Raw genomic sequence first — 18,706 nt, 5'->3', positions numbered from 1 at the left:
AGATATTCGGTGGCCCGCCCCTCCCGCCCGCTCCTACAGTGTCCGCCGGATCAAGGACGTTCAGGGAGCCGGACATGCGTGTGCACTACCCCCGGACGCCGCATCTCCCCTGGTCACCGGGGGCTGCGGCGGACGACGTACGAACCGGGGACCTCTCCGGCCTGGCCGGGGCGGAGGTCGTCGTCACCGAGAAGCTGGACGGCGAGAACACCACGCTCTACGCCGACGGCCTGCACGCCCGCTCGCTGGACTCCGCCCACCATCCCTCCCGGGCCTGGGTGAAGGGCCTGCAGAGCCGGATCGGCCCCCGGATCCCGGCCGGCTGGCGGATCTGCGGCGAGAACCTGTTCGCCCGGCATTCCATCGCGTACACCGACCTCGACAGCTGGTTCCACGGCTTCTCGGTCTGGACGGACCGGGACCGCTGCCTGGACTGGGACGACACCGTCCGCTTCCTGCGCCGCCTCGGCATCCCGACCCCCCGGGTGCTGTGGCGCGGCCACTACGACGAACGGGCGCTGCGCGCCCTGCGGTTGGACTTGGAGCGGCAGGAGGGCTACGTCGTCCGGACGGTCCGCGGCTTCCCCCGGGCCGAGTTCGGCGAACGGATCGCCAAGTGGGTCCGCCCGCAACACGTCCGCACCGACACCCACTGGATGCACGCGGCCGTGGTGGAGAACGGTCTCGGCCCGAACGCCGCACTGTGGGACGTGCGTTCGGGCCAACTGCCGGAACTCCCGCTGCTGGCCGAGGCCTTGAGCATGCCCGAACTCGACTGCCCGACCGAGGAGTTGGCGGACGTGTCGGCGCGGCTGGACGAGCTCGGCCGCACCGGCGACGCCCGGTTGGCCGGCGTGCTCGCCACCGCCCTGCGCACCACCCACCGGAAGCCGCTCGCGCCCCAGCCCGCCCCCCAACTCACGCCCCAGTCGGCACCCCAGTCCGCACCCCAGCTCGCGCCGCGCCTGGCCGCCCGGCTCGGCCTGCCGCTGGCCCGCCGGGTCGCCGACCTGGTCGCACTCCACCCCGGCCTCCACCAGCCGTACCCGGACGAGGACCGCCGCGCCGGCCTGGTCCGGCTCGCCGCTGCCGCCGACCTCGGCGTGCTGCACGCGGTGGCCGCGACCGCCGCCCCCGGCCCCGCCGAACGCGAACAGGTCGCCTGGTCCGCCCTGCACGCCGAGGACGCCGGGCTGCTCGACGCCGACCCGCTGGCCTGGCTGCGCAGCGGCCTGCGCGAGGCCCTGGCCGACCTCGACCCCGACAGCGCCGACCGCTGCTGGGCGCAGGCCCGCGAGGCGTACGCGCTCGGCCGGATCACCACCGTCGAGGAGGCGGTCGCCGCCACCTGGCGCTGGCGCGACGCCCGCTTCCCCCGGCTGGTGCACCTGAGCGGCCCGTCCGGCAGCGGCAAGAGCACCTTCGCCGCCGCGCTGCCCGGCGTGCGCGCCCGGATCAGCCTGGACGACCTGCGCGCCGCCCGCGGCTCGCGCACCGACCAGCGCAACAACCCCGAGGTGCTGCGCACCGCGCTGGCCCGGCTGGACGCCGCCCTCGCCGACCCGGCCGCCACCGTGGTCTGGGACGCCACCTCGCTCAACCGCGAGCAGCGCTCCCACGTCCACGCCGTGGCCCGGCGCCGCGACGCCCTGGTCACCCAGGTGGTGCTGCTGGTCGACGAGCGGGAACTGCTGCGCCGCAACACCGTCCGCCCGCACCCGGTGCCGCCCGAGGTGCTCGCCGCCCAACTGCACCGCTACCGCCCGCCCCACCCCGGCCAGGCGCACCGCACCTGGTACGTCGGCCCGGGTGGCACGGTGGAGGACACGGCGGGCACGCTCGACTCCGAGGAGGACTGATGCGCCCCATCGAACAGGTCTGCCAGCGCATCCGCTGGGACGCCCGCTTCGACCCGGCCCGGTTCACCCTGGGCGTGCGCCAGCGCGACGACCGCACCAAGCGCGTCCCGCTGGAGGCCTTCGCCGCCTCCGGCGAGGTCCCCTGGCACCGGGTCCGCTGGGTCGAGGCCGACGGCGTCGTGGTGTGGGACCGCACCACCGGCGTGGACGTCCTGGACACCACCGAGGCCGGGCGCCGCACCGCGCCGCGCCACCTGCCCTCGCCCTTCTTCACCGCCGCCACCCCGTACGCCTGGCGGCCGGACGGCGGCTGGCAGCCGTACGAGGCCCGCACCGGCACGACGGGCCCGGACTCCCTGCGCGTGGTCACCTGGAACACCCTGTGGGACCGCTACGACGCCGAACGGATCGCCACCGCCCGCCGCCGACCGCTGCTGCTCACCGAGCTGGAGGCCGCCGACGCCGACGTCATCGCACTCCAGGAGGTGGAGCCGGCCCTGCTCGCCCAGCTGCTCGCCGCCCCCTGGGTCCGCGACGGCTACACCCTCGGCGGTGACCCGTCCGGCGGCGACGTCGCCGAGTACGGCCTGCTGCTGCTCAGCCGCCTCCCCGTGCTCGAGGCCGGACGCCAGGTGCTCGGCCCGCACAAGGCCGTCACCGCCGTCACCGTCCAGGCCTCCGACGGACCGCTGACCGTCGCCGCCGTCCACCTGAGCAGCGACCACTCGACCGACGGCCCCGCCCGCCGCCAGGCCGAACTCGCCCTTCTGGCCGAGGGATTGGCCGCCGTCGAGGGCGAACTGCTGCTGCTCGGGGACTTCAACGACGCCCGCTCCGGCCCGGCCGGCCCCGCCGCCGCCCTCGGCCTGCGGGACGCCTGGACCCAGGTGCACGGCCCGGCCGACGACACCCCCACCTTCGACCCGACCGTCAACCCGCTCGCCGCCGTCTCCTCACTCACCGGCCGGCCCGGCCGACTCGACCGCGTCCTGCACCGCTGCGAGCGCGCCCGCGTCACCGGAGCCGCCCTGCTCGGCGACCGGCCCGGCCCCGACGGCCTGCACCCCTCCGACCACTACGGCGTGGCCGTCGACCTCGCCCTCGGCGAGGCCTCCTCCCCGGAGACGCTCGACACCGCACCCACCCCCCGGACCGCCGTCGCCTGGCTGCCGCCCGAGGAACTGTGGCCCCCGATCCAGCAGTTGCGCGCCGCCTACGACCCGCAGCTGCGCCGCTGGCCCCCGCACGTCAACCTGCTCTTCGGCTTCGTCCCGGAGTCCGAGTTCGACCGCGCGCTGCCGCTGCTCGGCACGGCCGCCGCCGAGGTCGCCCCGTTCACCGCCCGGCTGGACGGCGTGCACACCTTCGGCCACCGCGAGGACGCCACCATCTGGCTCGACCCGGCCGCCGCCGCGCCCGAGCCCTGGGCGGCGCTGCGGCACGCCCTCGAACGCCGCTTCCCCCGCTGCCGGGGCCGCGCCGCGGGCTACACCCCGCACCTGAGCCTCGGGCGCAGCGCCGACCCGCAGCGGGTGGCCGCCGACTGCACGGCCCGGCTGAGCGGGATGGACGCCCGGGTGGGCGAGCTGGTGGTGCTCTCCCGGCGGGGTGACGAGCCGATGCACCCGCGCGCGGTGGTCACGCTGGGGACGGGCGAGGTGCGGGCGGTGTCGGCGGAACCGGTGCTGTCGCTGCGTCCCGAGTCGCCCGAACGCACCGCCGCTGCCGTCGAGTTGGCCCGGCGGATCGCCTCCGCACTGCCGGAGGGCGTCGTCCACACGGTCGGCTCGCGGCGGCTGGGCTGTCAGCTGGACGGCGGCGACCTGGACCTGGTGGCCGCCCTGCCCGGCCCGGCCGACCTGCCCGGGGTGCTGGCCCGGGTGGCGGAAGCCGTACCGCAGGCCCGGCGGGTCCGCGAGGTGCGCGGCGCCCGGGTGCCGGGGCTGCGGCTGGAGGCGGACGGGCTGACCGTCGACCTGGTGGTGGTGTTCACCGGCGCGCTCGATCCGGCCCAAGCGGTGCCCCAGCGGGCCGAGTCGGGCGAGGCTGCGGCGATCGCGCTGAGCGCCGTGACGGACGCCGAGGCGATCCTGTCGGCACTCGGGAACCGGCACGCCCGCTTCGTCCGACTGGCCCGACAGGTCAAGGCCTGGGCCCGGGCACGCGGCCTGGACGGCGCACCGTTCGGCCAACTGCCCTCGCTGGCCTGGTCGGTGCTCGCCGCCCGGACCGTCCTCGACGCGTCCGACGCCGACGAGGACGACGACCTGTTCCAGCGCTTCACCGAAACCTGGGCCTCCTGGGACTGGCGCCAACCCGTCGCCCTCGATCCAGAGTTCACGGCCGAGTTCACCGGGTTCAGCGAGTTCACCGACCGAAGCCCCGCCCCGCTGACCGTCCTCACCCCCTCCGCACCCGTCCGCAGCTGCACCTCCCAGGTCGGCCCGGACACCCGCGACCTGCTCACCGAGGAGCTCTACCGCGCCTGGGAACTCACCACCGCGAGCCCCGACCCCTGGCCCGCCCTGCTCACCCAGCCCCCGCTGCACCGGCGGCACGCCGCCTGGGCCGTCATCAGCGCCGACCAGCAGTCCGCCGGCCCCGTCCGCGGCCGCCTGCGCTCCCTGCTCACCGCCCTGGAGGAAGCCGGCGCCACCCACCTCCACGCCTGGCCCCACCCCTACCGGACCGGCGACGGCCGGATCCACTTCCCGATAGGCCTCGGCCCCGCCCCACTCCCCCGCGCCCAGCTCACCCCCATCGCCACCAGCTGGTCCCGCGGGCTGCCCGACGTCCACGTCAACTACGCCGAGTGCGGCGCCGTCCCGACCCTCACCCGCTGACAGCGCCTCCAAACCGTGTTGCGAGTCCTGCGGCACGACAGTTGACACCTCATCATCCGCTAGATCCGAAAATTTTATTGCGCAGTTTTCATTGCGCAACTTTCCCTTCGAACCTACCGTGGAGGCATGCCCGAAACCCCCCGGCCAGAGCGGATCACCGACCTCTCCCGCCTCAAGGCGTTCACCAACCCCCTGCGCATGCAGCTCTACCGCCTGCTCTACGCGGCCGGTACCGCCACCGCCTCCCAGCTCGCCGAACAGGTCGACCAGGCACCGTCCCTGATCAGCTACCACCTGCGCAAGCTCGCCGAGCTCGGTTTCGTCACCGAGGCGACCGCACAGAGCACCGACGGGCGGGAGCGGTGGTGGCAGGTCTCCTCCGAGGAGGGCTGGGGCTTCCGCGAGTCGGACCTCGCCGGTACACCCGAGGGCGCGGCCGCGGTCGGCGCGGTCACCCGCGGCCTGGTCGACAGCCGCGCCGCCCAGTACCGCACCTACCTGGACCAGGGCGCCACCTGGGGCCCGGAGTGGACCGACGCGGCCTTCACCTCCGAGTGGCTGCTCGACCTCACGCCTGCCGAACTCGCCGAACTGAACGATGAGTTGCAGGCCGTGGGCCGCCGCTGGCGGAAGCGCGGCAAGGCGGCCAAGACGGCCGGCCAGACCGAGAACCGCGAGCACGTGTCCGTCCACCTGTACGGCTTCCCGTTCCGCCCCTGACGCATCCCGCCGACCCACAGGAGCCCCGCCCCATGGCCACATTGGAGACGACCACCTCCTTACGCCCCGCCGTCCCCGCGCACCGCGACGCCAACGTCCTGCGCTGGCTCACCGCCTACACCGCCTCCCTGGTCGGCGACACCGTCTACTTCCTCGCCCTCGGCTGGTCCGTTCAGAAGACCGCCGGCCCCACCGAGGTCGGCCTGGTGATGGCCGCGGGTGCGCTGCCCCGGGCGGTGCTGATGCTCGGCGGCGGGGTGGTCGCCGACCGCCTCGACCCCCGCCGGGTGATCCTCGGCAGCGACACCCTGCGCTGCCTGCTCATCCTCTCCGTCGCCGCCGCCGTCGCCCTGACCACGCCCGCCTTATGGCTGCTGGTCGCGGTCGCCCTGGTCTTCGGCGCCGTGGACGCCCTGTTCGTCCCCGCCGTCGGCGCCCTCCCGCCCCGGATCACCAGCCCCGACCAGCTCGCCCGCGTCACCGGCCTGCGCTCCCTCGCGATGCGCCTCAGCCAGATCGCCGGCCCGCCGATCGGCGGCCTGGCCATGGGCCTCGGCGGTCCGGCCGTCGCCTTCACCGTCGCGGGCGGACTGTTCGCCCTGTCGCTGCCCCTGCTGCTGTCCGTCCGGATCCGGCCCCTGGATTCGCCCGACGACCAGACCATGCCCGATAACCAGGCCACGCCCGACGGACCCGGCACCGCCCGCGCCGAGTTGCTCGACGGCCTGCGCTACCTCCGCCGCCACCGCCTGCTCGGCCCGCTGGTCCTGGTCGGTGCCATCTGCGAACTCGGCCTCACCGGCACCCTCAACGTCGGCATGGTGCTCCTCAACGCCGAACGCGGCTGGGGCCCGTCCGGCCTCGGCCTGATCGTCGCCTGCTTCGGCGCGGGCGCCGCCGCCAGCGCCGCCCTGCTCGCCGTCGCCGGCTGGCTGCCCCGGGCCGGCCTCACCATGGCCACCACCCTGCTGCTCGGCAGCCTCGGCGCGGGTGCCATGGGCGTGGTCCCCGCCCTGTGGTCGGCCGCCGTGCTGGCCGCGTTCGTCGGACTGAGCGCTGGTGTCTTCGGCAGCCTGGACGGCGCCCTCATCCAGACCACCGCCGACCCCGCCTACCTCGGCCGGGCCACCTCCGTCGTGATGCTCACCACGGTCGGCCTCGCCCCGCTCAGCTACCCGCTGGTCGGCGCCGCCATCGGCGCCTGGGGCGCCGCCCCGGTGTTCCTCGGCTGCGGCGGCCTCTCCTGCCTCGGCGCCGCCTACGCCCTCGCCTCCCCGACGGTCCGGCGGGCCGAACTGCCCCGACGGTAGAGTCCCGCACCATGGGGGAGGAACTGGACGCGATCGACTGGGCGGCGCTGCGCCACAACCACGGCTCTGCGCGGGACGTACCCGGCCTGCTGCGCCGCTGTGCCGGGCCGGACCGGCAGGACGCCGCCGAAGCCGTCGGAAGACTGGACGCCGCGGTCTTCCACCAGGGCGGCTGGATCTGCTCCGCCGCCCCCGCCGCGCTCCCGTACCTGGTCGAACTGGCCGCCCGACCGGAGAGTCCGATCCGGCTGGACGTCCTGGAGCTGCTGACGAACCTCTGCGACACGGCCGCGCTCGTCGCGGAGGAACGGGTCGACCGGGCCTGGGGCCCGGCCTGGGAGCGCGCACTGCCCGAGCTCCTGCGGCTGCTCGCCGATCCGGACCCCGCGATCCGCCGCGTCGTCGCGGACACCCTCGGCCGGTGCGCCAGCCCGGGAGAGCTCACCCTGCCGGCCCTGCTCACGTGCTGGGACGCCGAACAGGACCCGGGCACCCGACTCGACCTCGTCCTCGCGCTCGGACACGCCGCAGGACAGCAGCCGACCGGTCACCGGGGCGCCGAGACCCTCGCCCTCCTGCACGGACTGCTGGACGACCCCGAGCCCCAGCTCCGGCTGGCCGCCGTCCACGCCCTCGCCCCGACCGACCCCGGACTCGCGCCCCGGCACCTCGACGTCGTCCTGGAGGCGCTCCGCGACCCGAGCGTGGAGCTGTGGCGGCAGACCAGCGCGGCAGGCTGCGGGGTCTTCGGAATGCAGTCCTGGACGGCCGACTTCTACCCGGGCCCGTCGCCCTCGTACGCCCTCGGGCTGCTGGCCGACCACCCCGACCCGGAGCAGCGCGCCAGCGCGCTGTCCGTGGCCGGCGCGCTGCTCTCCCACCGGCGCTCGCCAACACCCCTGCTACTGCCGGACATCGCCGCCCGGCTGGCCGACCCGGTGCCCGAAGTGCGCTACCGCGCCGCCGAGTTGCTGGCCTGCCTCGGCCCAGCCGCGGCGGACCACCGCGACGCGGTGGCCGAACTCCTGGACGACCCCGGGACGTTCCGGAGCTACGGAACCGTCGCCGACGCGGCCGTGTGGGCGCTCGCCCGGATGGGCGACCCGCGCTGCGTTCCCGCCCTCGTCGACCGGCTCACCGGCCCCCGGCTCGGCTTCGACAGCTCCTCCAGCCGCCACTCCCGGCTCGGCAACTCGCACTGGCCCCATCTCCCCGCCCTCCACGAACGGCTGATCCCACTGCGGGAGCACGCCGAGGAGCTCGTCCCCGCGATCGGCGTCCGGCTGCGCGCCGACCACCCGCTGCTGGTCCGCTCCCTCTGCGAGGTGCTCGCCGCCTGGGGCCCGGTCGCGGAGGCCGCGCTGCCGGACCTGCTCGCCCTGCTCGACGGCGAGTCCACCTGGACGCACGCCGCGACCGCGCTGGCGGGCATCGGCCCCGCCGGCAACGCGGCGCACGACGCCCTGCGCTCCCGCGCCGCCGCCGGCGGGCGCGACGCCGCTCTGGCCGCCTGGTCCGCCTACCGGGTAGGCGGCGAGCCCGGCCCCGCCCTCGCCCTCCTGGGCCCGGCCGCCACCGAGGGCCGGTTCCCGGCCCCGGCCCTGCGCCGCCTCGCCGACCTCGGCCCGTACGCCGCCCCGTACGCGGACCGCCTGCGCGAACTGACGGCCGACCCCGACCACTGGACCAGCGTCGAGGCCGCCCACGCCCTGTGGTCCGCCACCGGCGACGCCGACACCACCGTCCCGGCCCTGCTCGCCGTCTGCCGCCCCCTCCTCCAGGGCAGCTACCTCCCGGCAATGCTCGCCGCCGTCCGCCACCTCGCCCGCATCGGCCCGGCCGCCCACCCCGCCGTCACCGTCCTCGCCGAGGCCCTCCCCCGCGACGAACGCCTCACCACCTCCACCGGCTGGCCCGCCTTCGTCGAGGACGACACCGTCCGCGCCGCCATCACCGACCTGCTCGCCCCCGCGCACCGTGGACCAGCCCACTGACCGTCAGCTGTCCGGTCCGCGCGGTCATGTGGCCATCCAGCGAACTCTCCCGCACCGCTCGCCACGGCTACGCCCCCAGCCTCCGGCCGGCCTCCGTGAGCGCCAGCACGCCCGTCCCGCGCACCGGTGTCGTCGGCCCGATCGACCTGGGGTCGAGGCTCAACTCACCCGCCAGCCCGGGGCCAGCTCGAGCAGCTCCCACTCCCACTCGTCCGCCTGTTCCTCGGAGTCCACCCGCCCCGCCGCCAGCGCGGGCAGCCCCGACTCGGCCACGCCGCCGCTGCTCGTAGGCCAGTGACGCACCCAGCTCCAGGTGGCTCACCTCCTCACCCGGAACACGCCGAACCGCGGTACGACCACACCCCGTTCGGCGGCCAGGACCGCCGAGCCGTCGTTCTGCGCGCCGTACCAGTACGCCTGGGCCCGCCCGCAGCGGGCGCTCAACCGCTCCCAGGCGAGCAGGACGTCCGCCGCCCGCTCGTCCGCTACATCCGCTACATCCGGTACGTCCCGCACGTCCGGCACGTCCGCGCCACGGTCCTCCCCCGCGACGACCGCCTCAGCACGTCTCAGCGGCCGCCGGAGATCCGCCCAGGCCACCGGCTGCGAATTGGCCTGCGACACGATCCGCGTCCCGCACTACCCTCGGCCTGACCATCGATCAACGGAGAACCGCCATGCACCCCGACCTCGCCGCCGACCTCGAGCAGTTGCCCGCCCTCCTGGAGGAGGCCCGGCAGCGGGCGGTCGGTTTCCTCGCCGGACTCGACGAGCGGCCGGTGATCCCGCCGCAGGCGGACCGGCCGACGCCGGCGGGGGCGTTGCACGAGGAGGGCGGGGGTCTGCGGGCGGCCCTGGCGGAGTTCGCCGAGCGCTGGGAGCCGAGGCTGTCGGCCAGTGCCGGGCCGCGCTACTTCGGATTCGTGACGGGCGGGGCCACCCCGGCCGCGCTGGTGGGCGACTGGCTGACCGCGACCGCCGACCAGAACTCCAACTCCTCCCTCGACCCGGCCGGTCAGCACCTGGAACGGGAGACCATCGGCTGGCTGCGCGAGCTCTTCGGGCTCTCCGCCGCGCACAGCGGCACCCTCGTCAGCGGCGCCACCATGTCCAACACGGTCGGCCTGGCGATCGCCCGGGAGTGGCTGGGCGAGCGGCTCGGGGTGGACGTGGCCGAGGACGGGGTGGCCGCTCTGGGCCGGGTGCGGGTGCTGTCGGGCAGTGCGCACTCGAGCGTGTCCAAGGCGCTGTCCGTGCTGGGCCTCGGCCGTACGGCACTGACGACCGTCCCCGCCCTGCCCGGCCGGGAGGCCGTGGACGTGGCCGCGCTGGAGCGGGCGCTCGCCGAGGCCGACGGCCCGTGCGTCGTGGTCGCCAACGCGGGCACCGTGAACACCGTCGACTTCGACGACCTGCGCGCGATCGCCGAGCTGCGGGAGCGGTACGGCTTCTGGCTGCACGTCGACGCCGCCTTCGGCGCCTTCGCGGCCCTCTCGCCGGAGCACGCCGAGCTGGTGGCCGGACTGGACCTGGCCGACTCGGTCTGCGTCGACCTGCACAAGTGGCTCAACGTGCCCTACGACAGCGCCGTGCAGTTCACCCGCCGTCGCGACCTCCAGGCCCGGGTCTTCCAGAACGCCGCCGCCTACCTCGGCCCGATCGGCGACCACCCCGACCTGGTGCACCTCACCCCGGAGAACTCGCACCGCCTGCGCGCCCTGGCCGCCTGGTTCACCCTGCGCGCCTACGGCCGGGCCGGCCACCGGGAGATCGTGGAGCGCTGCATCGCCGGCGCCCACGCGCTCGGCGAGGCGATCGGCACCATCGACGGCCTGCGACTGCTCGCCCCGGTCCGCCTCAACGTGGTCTGCTTCACCCTCGCCGAGGACCCGACCCCCGAGCGCCTCGCCGCCCTCGCCACCGAGCTCTCCGACGAGGCCTTCCTCACTCCCACCCGCTACGCCGGCCGGCCCGCCCTGCGCGCCGCGTTCAGCAACTGGCGCACCACGGAGGCGGATGTGCGACGGACGGCCGAGGCGCTCGCCGGGGCCGTCCACAAGCTCGAGACCGCCTGACGCGCAGGAGGTTCGGGCGGTCACCGGCCGGTCCGGGCCGGTGACCGCCCGACCCGTGCCGTCCGCGACCGCTCACGGATGCGCCCGTCCCCGTACACGCCGCCCGCCGAATCCGACAGGCTCGCCAGCCCCGGACGGCGGCCGCCACCGGCGGTTCCGCGGATTCCCGCCTTTCGGGGCCAACAGGTGCAACACGCCCGTCGGGACTTGACCTTCACACCGGTGTGAAGCCCGATGATTGCTCCATGACCGCCACTGCTCACGACCCGTACGCCCTGCTCGCGCAGAGCCGCCTCGGCGTCCTCGCCACCATCAAGGCGGACGGACGTCCCCAGCTCTCCCCGATCATGCCGTTCTACGACCGCGAGGCGAACGTCATCCTGATCTCCACCACGGAGGGGCGGGCGAAGACCGCGAACCTGCGCCGGGACCCGCGGGTCAGCCTGGAGGTGACCGGGCCGGACGGGCGGTCCTGGGCCACCGCCGAGGGCGTCGCCACCCTCACCGGTCCGGGTACCGACCCGAACGGGCCCGAGGTCGAGGCGCTGGTGGACTACTACCGCCGGGCCGCCGGGGAGCACCCGGACTGGACGGAGTACCGCGAGACGATGGTCGCCGACCGCCGGGTGCTGCTCACCATTCCGGTCGACCACGTGTACGGCGCCAGGATCTGACCGGCCGTCCGGCCACCGGCACGGGGGTCCGGTGGCCGGACGCGGGCGCCGCGTCAGGCACTTCGCGGAAACCCTCACGGAAATCCTCACGGAAACCCTCGTAGGACCCCTTCGCAGGTCAGCCCAGGATCGCCGTGACCACCGTGGCGTCCAGCTCCTCCTCGCGGCTCACCGCCGCCGCCAGACCCGCCGCCCGCGCCACCGCCAGCGCGCCGGCCGCCTGCCGCTCGCTGGTCTCGAACAGCAGCGCCCCGCCGGCCACCAGCCACCGCGGCGCCGCCGCGGCCACCCGGCGCAACACGTCCAGCCCGTCCGCCCCGCCGTCCAGCGCGGGCCGCGCCTCGTGCAGCCGGGCCTCGGGCGGCAGCAGCTCGAGGTCGCCGGTCGGTACGTACGGGACGTTGGCGATCAGCACCTCCACCCGGCCGCGCAGCGCTTCGGGCAGGGCGGCGAACAGGTCGCCCTCGAAGAGCAGCGCGCCCGTTCCGGCCAGGTTCCGGCGGGCGCAGCGGACGGCCACCGGGTCGACGTCGGCGGCGTACAGCTCGATCGGGTGGCCGGCTGTCGCCGCGACGGCGGCGCCGAGCGCACCGCTGCCGCAGCACAGGTCGACCACCAGCGCACCGGGGCCGGCGAGTCGGGCGGCCTCGGCGGCCAGGAACTCGCTGCGCCGACGCGGGACGAACACGCCGGGGTCGACGGCGATCCGCAGACCGGCGAACTCGGCCCAGCCGACGACGTGTTCGAGCGGGCGGCCCTGGGCGCGGGCCCGGACCATGGCGGCCAGTTCGGCGGTGGTGGCGGCGGTGCTGAGCAGGATCCGTGCCTCGTCCTCGGCGAACACGCAACCGGCGGCGCGCAGTCGGGAGACGACCGAGGAACGGAGAGCAGCGGAGGTGAAGACGCGCAAGGGGACCCCTTGGGGAGGACGGGAGGAGAACGGAGGACTTCCGTCAGGGCTCCCGCCAGGGCCGACGCCGCGTCGGTGCGCCCGCGCTACGCGCGCGGTGCGCCCGCACGGCCGCGCTCCGGGAGCACCCGCTCGGACATACCGGTAATGGGTCTCACCTCCCTGGCTCGTGGTCGTGTTCAGCGTCGGTCACCCTACCGCACCCGCGCGCCTGCTCGAGCTGCGGGCGCAGCTGGCGGCTCGTCGGCACCCGGCTCAGCCGAGGAAGTCGGCCACCAGGACGGCGAACTCCTCCGGGGTGCTGATCGGCACCCCGAGCTCCTCCGCCTTGGTGCGCTTGGAGCCCGCCTTCTCACCCGCGACCAGCAGGCTGGTGCGCTTGGACACCGAGGAGGAGGCCTTGCCGCCCGCGCGCTCGATCAGCTCGTTCATCTCGTTGCGGGAGAGTTCGGCCAGCACGCCGGTCATGCTGCCGGTCACCACGACGCTCTGCCCCGCCAGCGGACCGGCCGCCGCGCTCCCTTCCGTGGCAGCCGCGGCAGCCCCGGCCGGTGCCGCCGCGACGGCCGGCTCGGACACCTGCGTCCCCACCCCCTGCGCCACCAGCCGGTCCAACAGCCCTGCCACTTCGGCGAGTTCGGCGACGATCACGGCCGCCTTCTCCACCCCGATGCCGTCCACGCCGGCCAGCGCCTCGGCGTCGGCGGCCCGGATCGCGGCCATGCTGCCGAAATGGGCCGTGATCCGGCGCGACATCGTCCGCCCGGTGCCCCGGATGCCGAGGGCGCAGAAGACCCGGTTCAGCGGACGGGTGCGGGCGGTCTCGATGGCGGCGAGCAGGTTGTCGGCGCTGGTGTCGCCCATCCGCTCCAGGGTGAGCAGCTGGTCCCTGGTCAGGGTGAACAGGTCGGCGAGGTCGGCGACCAGCCCGGACTCGACCAGCTGGACGGCCCGGGTGCCGCCGAGCCCCTCGATGTCGAGCTGGTCGCGCCCGGCCGCGTAGATCACCGAGGCGACGGCCTGGCAGCCCCGGCCGCGCACGCAGCGCCAGCGCTGCTCCGCGCGGTCGATGGCGTCGCCGCAGCGCGGGCAGACCTCGGGGAAGACGATCGACTGCTCGGCTCCGGTGCGCTCGTCGACCAGCGGCGCCTCCACTCGCGGGATGACGTCCCCGGCACGGTAGACGAAGACCTGGTCGCCGATCATCAGTCCGCGGCGCTCGATGTCGGCGGGGTTGTGCAGGGTCGCGTAGGTGACGGTGACGCCGTCGATCACCACTGGGTCGAGCACGGCGCGGGGCGCGATGATGCCGGTGCGGCCGACGTTCCACTCCACGCCGAGCAGCCGGGTGACCTTGTGCTGGGCCTGCAGCTTGCGGGCCACCGCCCAGCGCGGCGCCCGGGAGCCGGAGCCGGCCGCCTCCTGGTCGGCGACCGCGTCCGCCTTGACCACCACGCCGTCGATCCCGAACGGCAGCGCGGCGCGCATTGCGGCGATCTCCTCGATCCGCTACTCGGCCTCGGTGAGGGTGGCGCAGCGCAGGGGCGCGGCCGGAGTGCTGGCGGCGGTGTTGGCGCCGAGTTCGGCGAGGCGGGTGAGCAGTTCGGCGTGGCCGAGGCCGGGCAGGCCGTGGGCGTCGTAGCCGAAGAAGGTGAGCTCGACCCGGTAGGGACGGTCCTTGGCCCGCAGGGTGCCGGCGGCGCCGCTGCGCGGGTGGGCGAAGGGGGTGGCGCCGTGGGCGGTGCGCACGGCGTTGGCCTGTTCGAACTGTGCATGGGTGAGCAGCACTTCGCCGCGCAGTTCGACGTCGAGCGGCTCGGCCAGCCGGGCGGGCAGGCCGAGCACGGCGTCGGCGGCGTGGGTGATGTCCTCCCCGGCCAGGCCGTCGCCCCGGGTGAGCACCTGGTGCAGGCGGCCCTCCCGGTAGCGGGCGGCGACGGCGAGGCCGTCCAGCTTGGGTTCGACGCACCAGGCGGCGACCGGGTGGCCGAGCCGGCGCTCCAGCCCGGCGGCCCAGGACTCCAGCTCCTCGGCGGAGAAGACGTTGTCGAGCGAGAGCATCGGCGTGCTGTGCGGGACGTCGCCGACGGCCGCGCCGCCGGCCACCTTGCCGGTGGGCGACTCGGGCAGCACCTGGTCGGGGTGCTCGCGCTCGTAGGCCTCGATCACCCGGACCAGGGCGTCGTACTCGTCGTCCCCGAGCGGGGTGGAGCCGTCGGCGTAGTAGGCTGCGGCGGCCCGTACGGCGGTGGCGACGGTGTCGGCGTAGGCCTCCGGGGAGGCGAGGGCGGCGGGGGTGGCCGTGGTGGCTGCGTCCTTCATAACGCCATCATGGCGAGCCGCACTGACATTCGACCCGCTCGCATTCGCCCCGCTCGCATTCGCCCCGCTCGCATTCGCCCCGCCCGCATTCGACCCACCCGCGGCGGGCGCGCCCGGCAGTCGGCGGATCGGCACCGCGCCCCGCGCACCCGTGCGGGTCGATACCTCGCCCCGCGCACGGGACGGTCAGCCCACGCCGATCCCGGCCGCGACCGCTTCCGCAGCGCCCCGCGGCTCCGTCGACGACTCCCCGCCGCCGCCCTCCGCCACCCGGGCCGCCGCGGCCTCGGCGACCACCCGGGCACCGCGGTCCGGGCCCATCTGGAGCGAGCCGAGCACGCCGGGCACCGCGACGCTCGGCATCAGGTGCTGGAACAGGCCGGACACCCGCCGCTCGAGGTCGGCCCGGCCGGAGAGCTTCTGCGACTGGATCTGCACACCCGTCCAGGCGGCGATGAACAGCCACGCGGTGTCGGCCGGGACGACGTGCGGTAGCAGTTCACCGCGCTCGCCGGCGGCGGCCAGCAGCGCCTCCATCCGGCTGATCCAGCCGGGGATCGCGCCGCCGCCGAAGTCGTCGAACACGTCCTGGCCGAGCGAGAGCCGGGCACCCGCGCTGAGCAGCGGGTCACGCGGCATCAGGTGCGCGATCACCATCCCGGTGTCCACGAACTCCTGGAGTTTGCAGCTCCGTTCCGGCACTCCGTCCTGGACGAACTGCTCCTCGACGACACCCTGCGCGAGATCCCGCTTCGAGGCGAAGTGGAAGTACACCGCACCGCGCGTCACGCCCGCCCGGGAGACCACCTCCCCGATGGTGGCGCCCTCGTAGCCGAACTCGTCGAAGACCGACGCCGCGGCCTCCAGGATCAGCCGACGCGTCCGGAGCGCCCTTTCCTGCCGTACCACCGCAACCACCCCGCCCTGTGCTCCGGAAGAGAAAACCAAATACCCCGTATCTTAGCGGCGGGCGGGCCACGGGCGACAAGGTGCTGTCGGGGCGTCAGCTCAAGCTGAACCTGCTCCCCCACCCCCTCTTTCTCATTCTGACGAACAGTCATCTCTCCACTAGGCGGTGGGCAGCCGGACCTCCCGGGCAGCCCGCCGACGAACACCACTGCCGTTCCGCCATCCTCAACCAGAAACCGAACGATCGGTTTCTTATTTACTGATCACATCGACCTCGAAACCACCCCTCGGGCGACTCCACAACCAAACGGTCGAGGACGCGAGGAGGGGAGTAGCGTTGCCCTGCTCGCCGCGGCCTCCTCCTGAACGCCGGAACACTTCGATTCCCGAGCCGCCCCCGAGCCCCCCGAAGTCCCTGGTGCCGGAAACCGTCAGATGTGCGGATTCAGCCGCTGGCGGACGATGTTGAGGACGTCGGGGGCCTGGGCCCAGTACATGACCTTGGGCGCGTCCTCGCCCGCCGAGTTGGCGGAGACGATGCCGGGTCCCTCGCGGTCGGTGTCGTTGGTGATGGTGAAGACCAGACGGCCCGAATCGCCGGGCGTGCAGGCCCAGTTCGCGTTCTAGCCCCCGACGCCGTACACCGCGTGGACCGAGCCGTCCTCCGGCGCACGGACTCGCGGGGCCGCCCCGCCCCGCGTCCGCCCCACGGATCGGCTCCCCGCCCGGCCGTCATGGCAGCACGGCCACCGCCTCCACCTCCACCAACTGGTCCGAGTAGCCGAGGACCGCGACGCCGAGCAGTGTGCTGGGGGCGTCGTGCTCCCCCAGGTACTCCCGGTACACGTTCCACACCTTCACCAGGTCCGCCTGATCGCTGGAGGCCACGTACACGGTGGTCCGGGCGATGTCCGTGAGCCCCGCGCCGGCATCCTCCAGCACGGTCATCAGATTGCGCATCACCTGGTGCGCCTGCGCCTCGTAGTCACCGACGGCGACCGTGCGCCCGTCCTCGTCCAGCGGGCAGGCACCGGCGAGCCAGAGCGAGCGGGCCGGCGCGTCGACGACCGCCGCGTAGGCGTAGTCGACGGCCTGGGTCAGCCGCGTGCTGCGGACCAGCTTGACGGCGCTGCTCATGAGGACCTCCGGGGGGTGCAACCGAACGTTCGCGCTCATCGTTGGCCCCTCACGAACGACCGTCAAACCGTTTTCCGGCGAACTCCCGCCCCCGCCAAGGCCCGTGTGCCCACGATTCACCGTTGCGGGTGATGGCGGACGGAGCCTCCGGACCGCAATCCTGGTGCCCGCCCACGCCAATGGCGCGACCGCCACCGCCACCAACGCCGCCACCAGCCCCCGGGAGTCGACCGATGGAGCCCCAACCGCCCGACCGCGACCAGGCCTCCGGAGTCGGACGCCGCCGCGTGCTCGGCCTCGCCCTCGGCGCAGGCCTCGTCCCGGCCCTGGCTCCCGCGGCCCAACCCGCCCACGCCGCACGGCCGTCCGAACCCGCCGCGACCCTGGGACACCGGGTCGCCGCCGTCGCCGCCGCGCAGATCGGCGTCCCGTACGCCTGGGGCGGCGGCGACCGGCTGGGCCCGGGCCTCGGCTTCTGCGACGCGGACAACGGCTACCTCAACGGCGTCTGCCTGGGCGAGAGCACGGTCGGCTTCGACTGCAGCGGCCTGTCCCTCTACTGCTGGTACCGCGCCAGCCACGGCACCGTCGAGCTCGGGCACTACACCGTCGCCCAGTTCAACCGCAGCGCGCCGGTCGAACGCGACGCCCTCGCCCCCGGCGACCTGCTGTTCTTCTCCCGCCCCGACGCCCCGCTGCACCACGTCGGCATCTACGCGGGCGACGGCGCGATGATCCACGCCGAACGGACCGGCACGCTGGTCGCGCGGGTCGAGAAGGTGCTCGATGTCCCGCGTTGGGCAGGCGAGTTCGCGGGCGGCCGCCGCCCCGGGCCGCCGACCGCCTGAGCTCAGACGGCGCCCCGCCGCACCGCCATCCCCTCGTTCACCCGCCGCAGCAGCTCCTGCAGCACCCGCCGCTCCCCCTGGTCCAGCGGCGCCAGCACCTCGTCCTGCACCGCCCGGGCCCGCGCCTCCAGTTCGGCCAGCAGCGCCCGCCCGGCGGCGGTGACGGAGACCGAGACCCGTCGCCGGTCCGTCGCGTCCCGGCCGCGCTCGACGTACCCGGCCGCGCCCAGCTGGTCGGCGACCTTCGCGAGGTCGCTCGGGTCGATGCCCAGCCGCTGCACCAGGTCCCGCTGCGCCTGCGGCCCGAAGTCGGCCAGCGCCGCGAGCACCGCCATGTCCCAGAGCCGCAGGCCGCGTTCGGCCAGCTGGTCGGCGAGCCGGGCGCGCGCGGTGCGGCCGATCCGGGCGAGCAGGAAGGTGCTGAGGTCCAGCAGGGTCGGCGGCAGTCCGCCGGACGGGTCGGGGGTCTCGGAGGCCATGGCGCCATTCTAGGGTCCATCCCTATAGTGGGTGCTGACCCACTGTTTTCGACCCAGGAGTTCGACCGTGGACGCCCTCTACCCGCGCCTGCTCGTCACCCGCTTCGCCGAGTGCTTCGGCTTCTACCGCGCAGTCCTCCCCGCGCTCACCGGCGCCACCCTGGTCAAGGGCGCGCCCGAGGGCCCCTACGCCAACTGGGACGTCGACGAGCAGGCCGTCCTGGTGCTCTACGACCGCACCGCGATGGCCACCGCCCTGGGCACCACCGGACTGCCCGCCCGGCCCACCGCCCCCGTCCAGGACGCCGCGATGCTGGTCTTCCGGGTCGACGACGTGGACAAGGCGCTCGCCCTCTGCCTCGAACACGGCGGCGTCCTCGCCGCCCCGGCCACCGACCGCCCGGAGTGGGGCCCCACCCTGCGCAGCGCCCATCTGCGCGACCCCGAGGGGCACTTGATCGAGCTGCAGTCGTACTGACCCCGGAAGCTCCGTGCGCAGGCGCGGCCGCCGCAGGCGCACTCCCCGCCGGCCGACGACGCCCGGGGTACGGGCAGTGGGCGGAGCCCGGCCGAGCCCGCCGGGGCGGCGGCCACCGCCCCGGCGAGGGCGAGGCAGGGCGGTGAGG

General features: G+C 74.9%; 14 protein-coding genes and 1 pseudogene. 9 read left to right on the top strand and 6 right to left on the bottom strand.

All coding sequences use genetic code 11. From position 1 onward, the window contains the following. Positions 1-74 precede the first annotated feature (74 nt). The 5 genes from ACWCYO_RS19540 (at position 75) to ACWCYO_RS19520 (ending at position 8,726) form a co-directional block, all read left to right on the top strand. Positions 75-1,859: an RNA ligase family protein gene (locus ACWCYO_RS19540; RefSeq protein WP_270140705.1), complete on the top strand. Its 1,785-nt coding sequence runs from the start codon at positions 75-77 to the stop codon at positions 1,857-1,859. Beyond that, positions 1,859-4,702 carry a poly(A) polymerase gene (locus tag ACWCYO_RS19535; protein ID WP_449784893.1) on the top strand — a complete coding sequence of 948 codons (2,844 nt, stop codon included), beginning with the start codon at positions 1,859-1,861 and terminating at the stop codon, positions 4,700-4,702. The genes ACWCYO_RS19540 and ACWCYO_RS19535 overlap by 1 nt, the downstream gene beginning before the upstream one ends. 126 nt (positions 4,703-4,828) lie before the next feature. Then, positions 4,829-5,422, top strand: a complete 594-nt coding sequence (locus ACWCYO_RS19530) for an ArsR/SmtB family transcription factor (protein ID WP_449784892.1) — start codon at positions 4,829-4,831, stop codon at positions 5,420-5,422. Positions 5,423-5,454: 32 nt separating this feature from the next. Next, entirely contained in the window at positions 5,455-6,732 is a 1,278-nt protein-coding gene (locus ACWCYO_RS19525) for an MFS transporter (RefSeq protein WP_449784891.1), read from the top strand. Positions 6,733-6,743: 11 nt separating this feature from the next. Further along, positions 6,744-8,726, top strand: a complete 1,983-nt coding sequence (locus ACWCYO_RS19520; protein ID WP_449784890.1) for a HEAT repeat domain-containing protein — start codon at positions 6,744-6,746, stop codon at positions 8,724-8,726. Positions 8,727-9,044: 318 nt separating this feature from the next. On the opposite strand, the gene ACWCYO_RS19515 is transcribed toward ACWCYO_RS19520, so the two are convergent. Beyond that, on the bottom strand, positions 9,045-9,251 hold the full coding sequence (locus ACWCYO_RS19515) for a hypothetical protein (protein ID WP_449784889.1): 207 nt from the start codon (positions 9,249-9,251) through the stop codon (positions 9,045-9,047). A gap of 152 nt (positions 9,252-9,403) precedes the next feature. On the opposite strand from ACWCYO_RS19515, the gene ACWCYO_RS19510 reads away from it, so the two are divergent. Then, the gene (locus ACWCYO_RS19510) at positions 9,404-10,801 is read left to right on the top strand and encodes a pyridoxal phosphate-dependent decarboxylase family protein (RefSeq protein ID WP_449784888.1); all 1,398 of its coding nucleotides are present in this window, start codon (positions 9,404-9,406) and stop codon (positions 10,799-10,801) included. A 245-nt stretch (positions 10,802-11,046) separates the two neighbouring features. After that, on the top strand, positions 11,047-11,475 hold the full coding sequence (locus ACWCYO_RS19505) for a PPOX class F420-dependent oxidoreductase (RefSeq protein ID WP_449784887.1): 429 nt from the start codon (positions 11,047-11,049) through the stop codon (positions 11,473-11,475). Between the two features lie 118 nt (positions 11,476-11,593). Here ACWCYO_RS19505 and ACWCYO_RS19500 read toward each other — a convergent pair whose 3' ends face one another. The 4 genes and pseudogenes from ACWCYO_RS19500 to ACWCYO_RS19485 all read right to left on the bottom strand — a co-directional run bounded on the left by ACWCYO_RS19500 (position 11,594) and on the right by ACWCYO_RS19485 (position 16,792). After that, positions 11,594-12,385, bottom strand: a complete 792-nt coding sequence (locus ACWCYO_RS19500; protein WP_449784886.1) for a putative protein N(5)-glutamine methyltransferase — start codon at positions 12,383-12,385, stop codon at positions 11,594-11,596. A gap of 255 nt (positions 12,386-12,640) precedes the next feature. Then, positions 12,641-14,707: pseudogene (ligA, locus tag ACWCYO_RS19495) on the bottom strand (NAD-dependent DNA ligase LigA). A gap of 186 nt (positions 14,708-14,893) precedes the next feature. Further along, a complete protein-coding gene (locus ACWCYO_RS19490; RefSeq protein WP_449784885.1) occupies positions 14,894-15,616 on the bottom strand; it encodes a ScbR family autoregulator-binding transcription factor in 723 nt (240 codons plus the stop codon). 732 nt (positions 15,617-16,348) lie between these two features. Next, on the bottom strand, positions 16,349-16,792 hold the full coding sequence (locus tag ACWCYO_RS19485; protein WP_449784884.1) for a RidA family protein: 444 nt from the start codon (positions 16,790-16,792) through the stop codon (positions 16,349-16,351). A 194-nt stretch (positions 16,793-16,986) separates the two neighbouring features. Here ACWCYO_RS19485 and ACWCYO_RS19480 point away from each other — a divergent pair, with 194 nt between their 5' ends. Beyond that, entirely contained in the window at positions 16,987-17,601 is a 615-nt protein-coding gene (locus ACWCYO_RS19480; RefSeq protein WP_449784883.1) for a C40 family peptidase, read from the top strand. Positions 17,602-17,603: 2 nt separating this feature from the next. Here the strand turns inward: ACWCYO_RS19480 and ACWCYO_RS19475 are convergent, their stop codons facing one another. Then, the gene (locus ACWCYO_RS19475) at positions 17,604-18,080 is read right to left on the bottom strand and encodes a MarR family winged helix-turn-helix transcriptional regulator (protein ID WP_270140728.1); all 477 of its coding nucleotides are present in this window, start codon (positions 18,078-18,080) and stop codon (positions 17,604-17,606) included. A gap of 67 nt (positions 18,081-18,147) precedes the next feature. On the opposite strand from ACWCYO_RS19475, the gene ACWCYO_RS19470 reads away from it, so the two are divergent. Continuing rightward, a complete protein-coding gene (locus ACWCYO_RS19470) occupies positions 18,148-18,558 on the top strand; it encodes a VOC family protein (RefSeq protein WP_270140729.1) in 411 nt (136 codons plus the stop codon). Positions 18,559-18,706 lie beyond the last annotated feature (148 nt).

The organism is Kitasatospora sp. NPDC001683 (genome assembly GCF_053596495.1).
The sequence above is the reverse complement of the archived record's forward strand: the minus strand, read 5'-3'. Positions and strand labels throughout refer to the sequence as shown.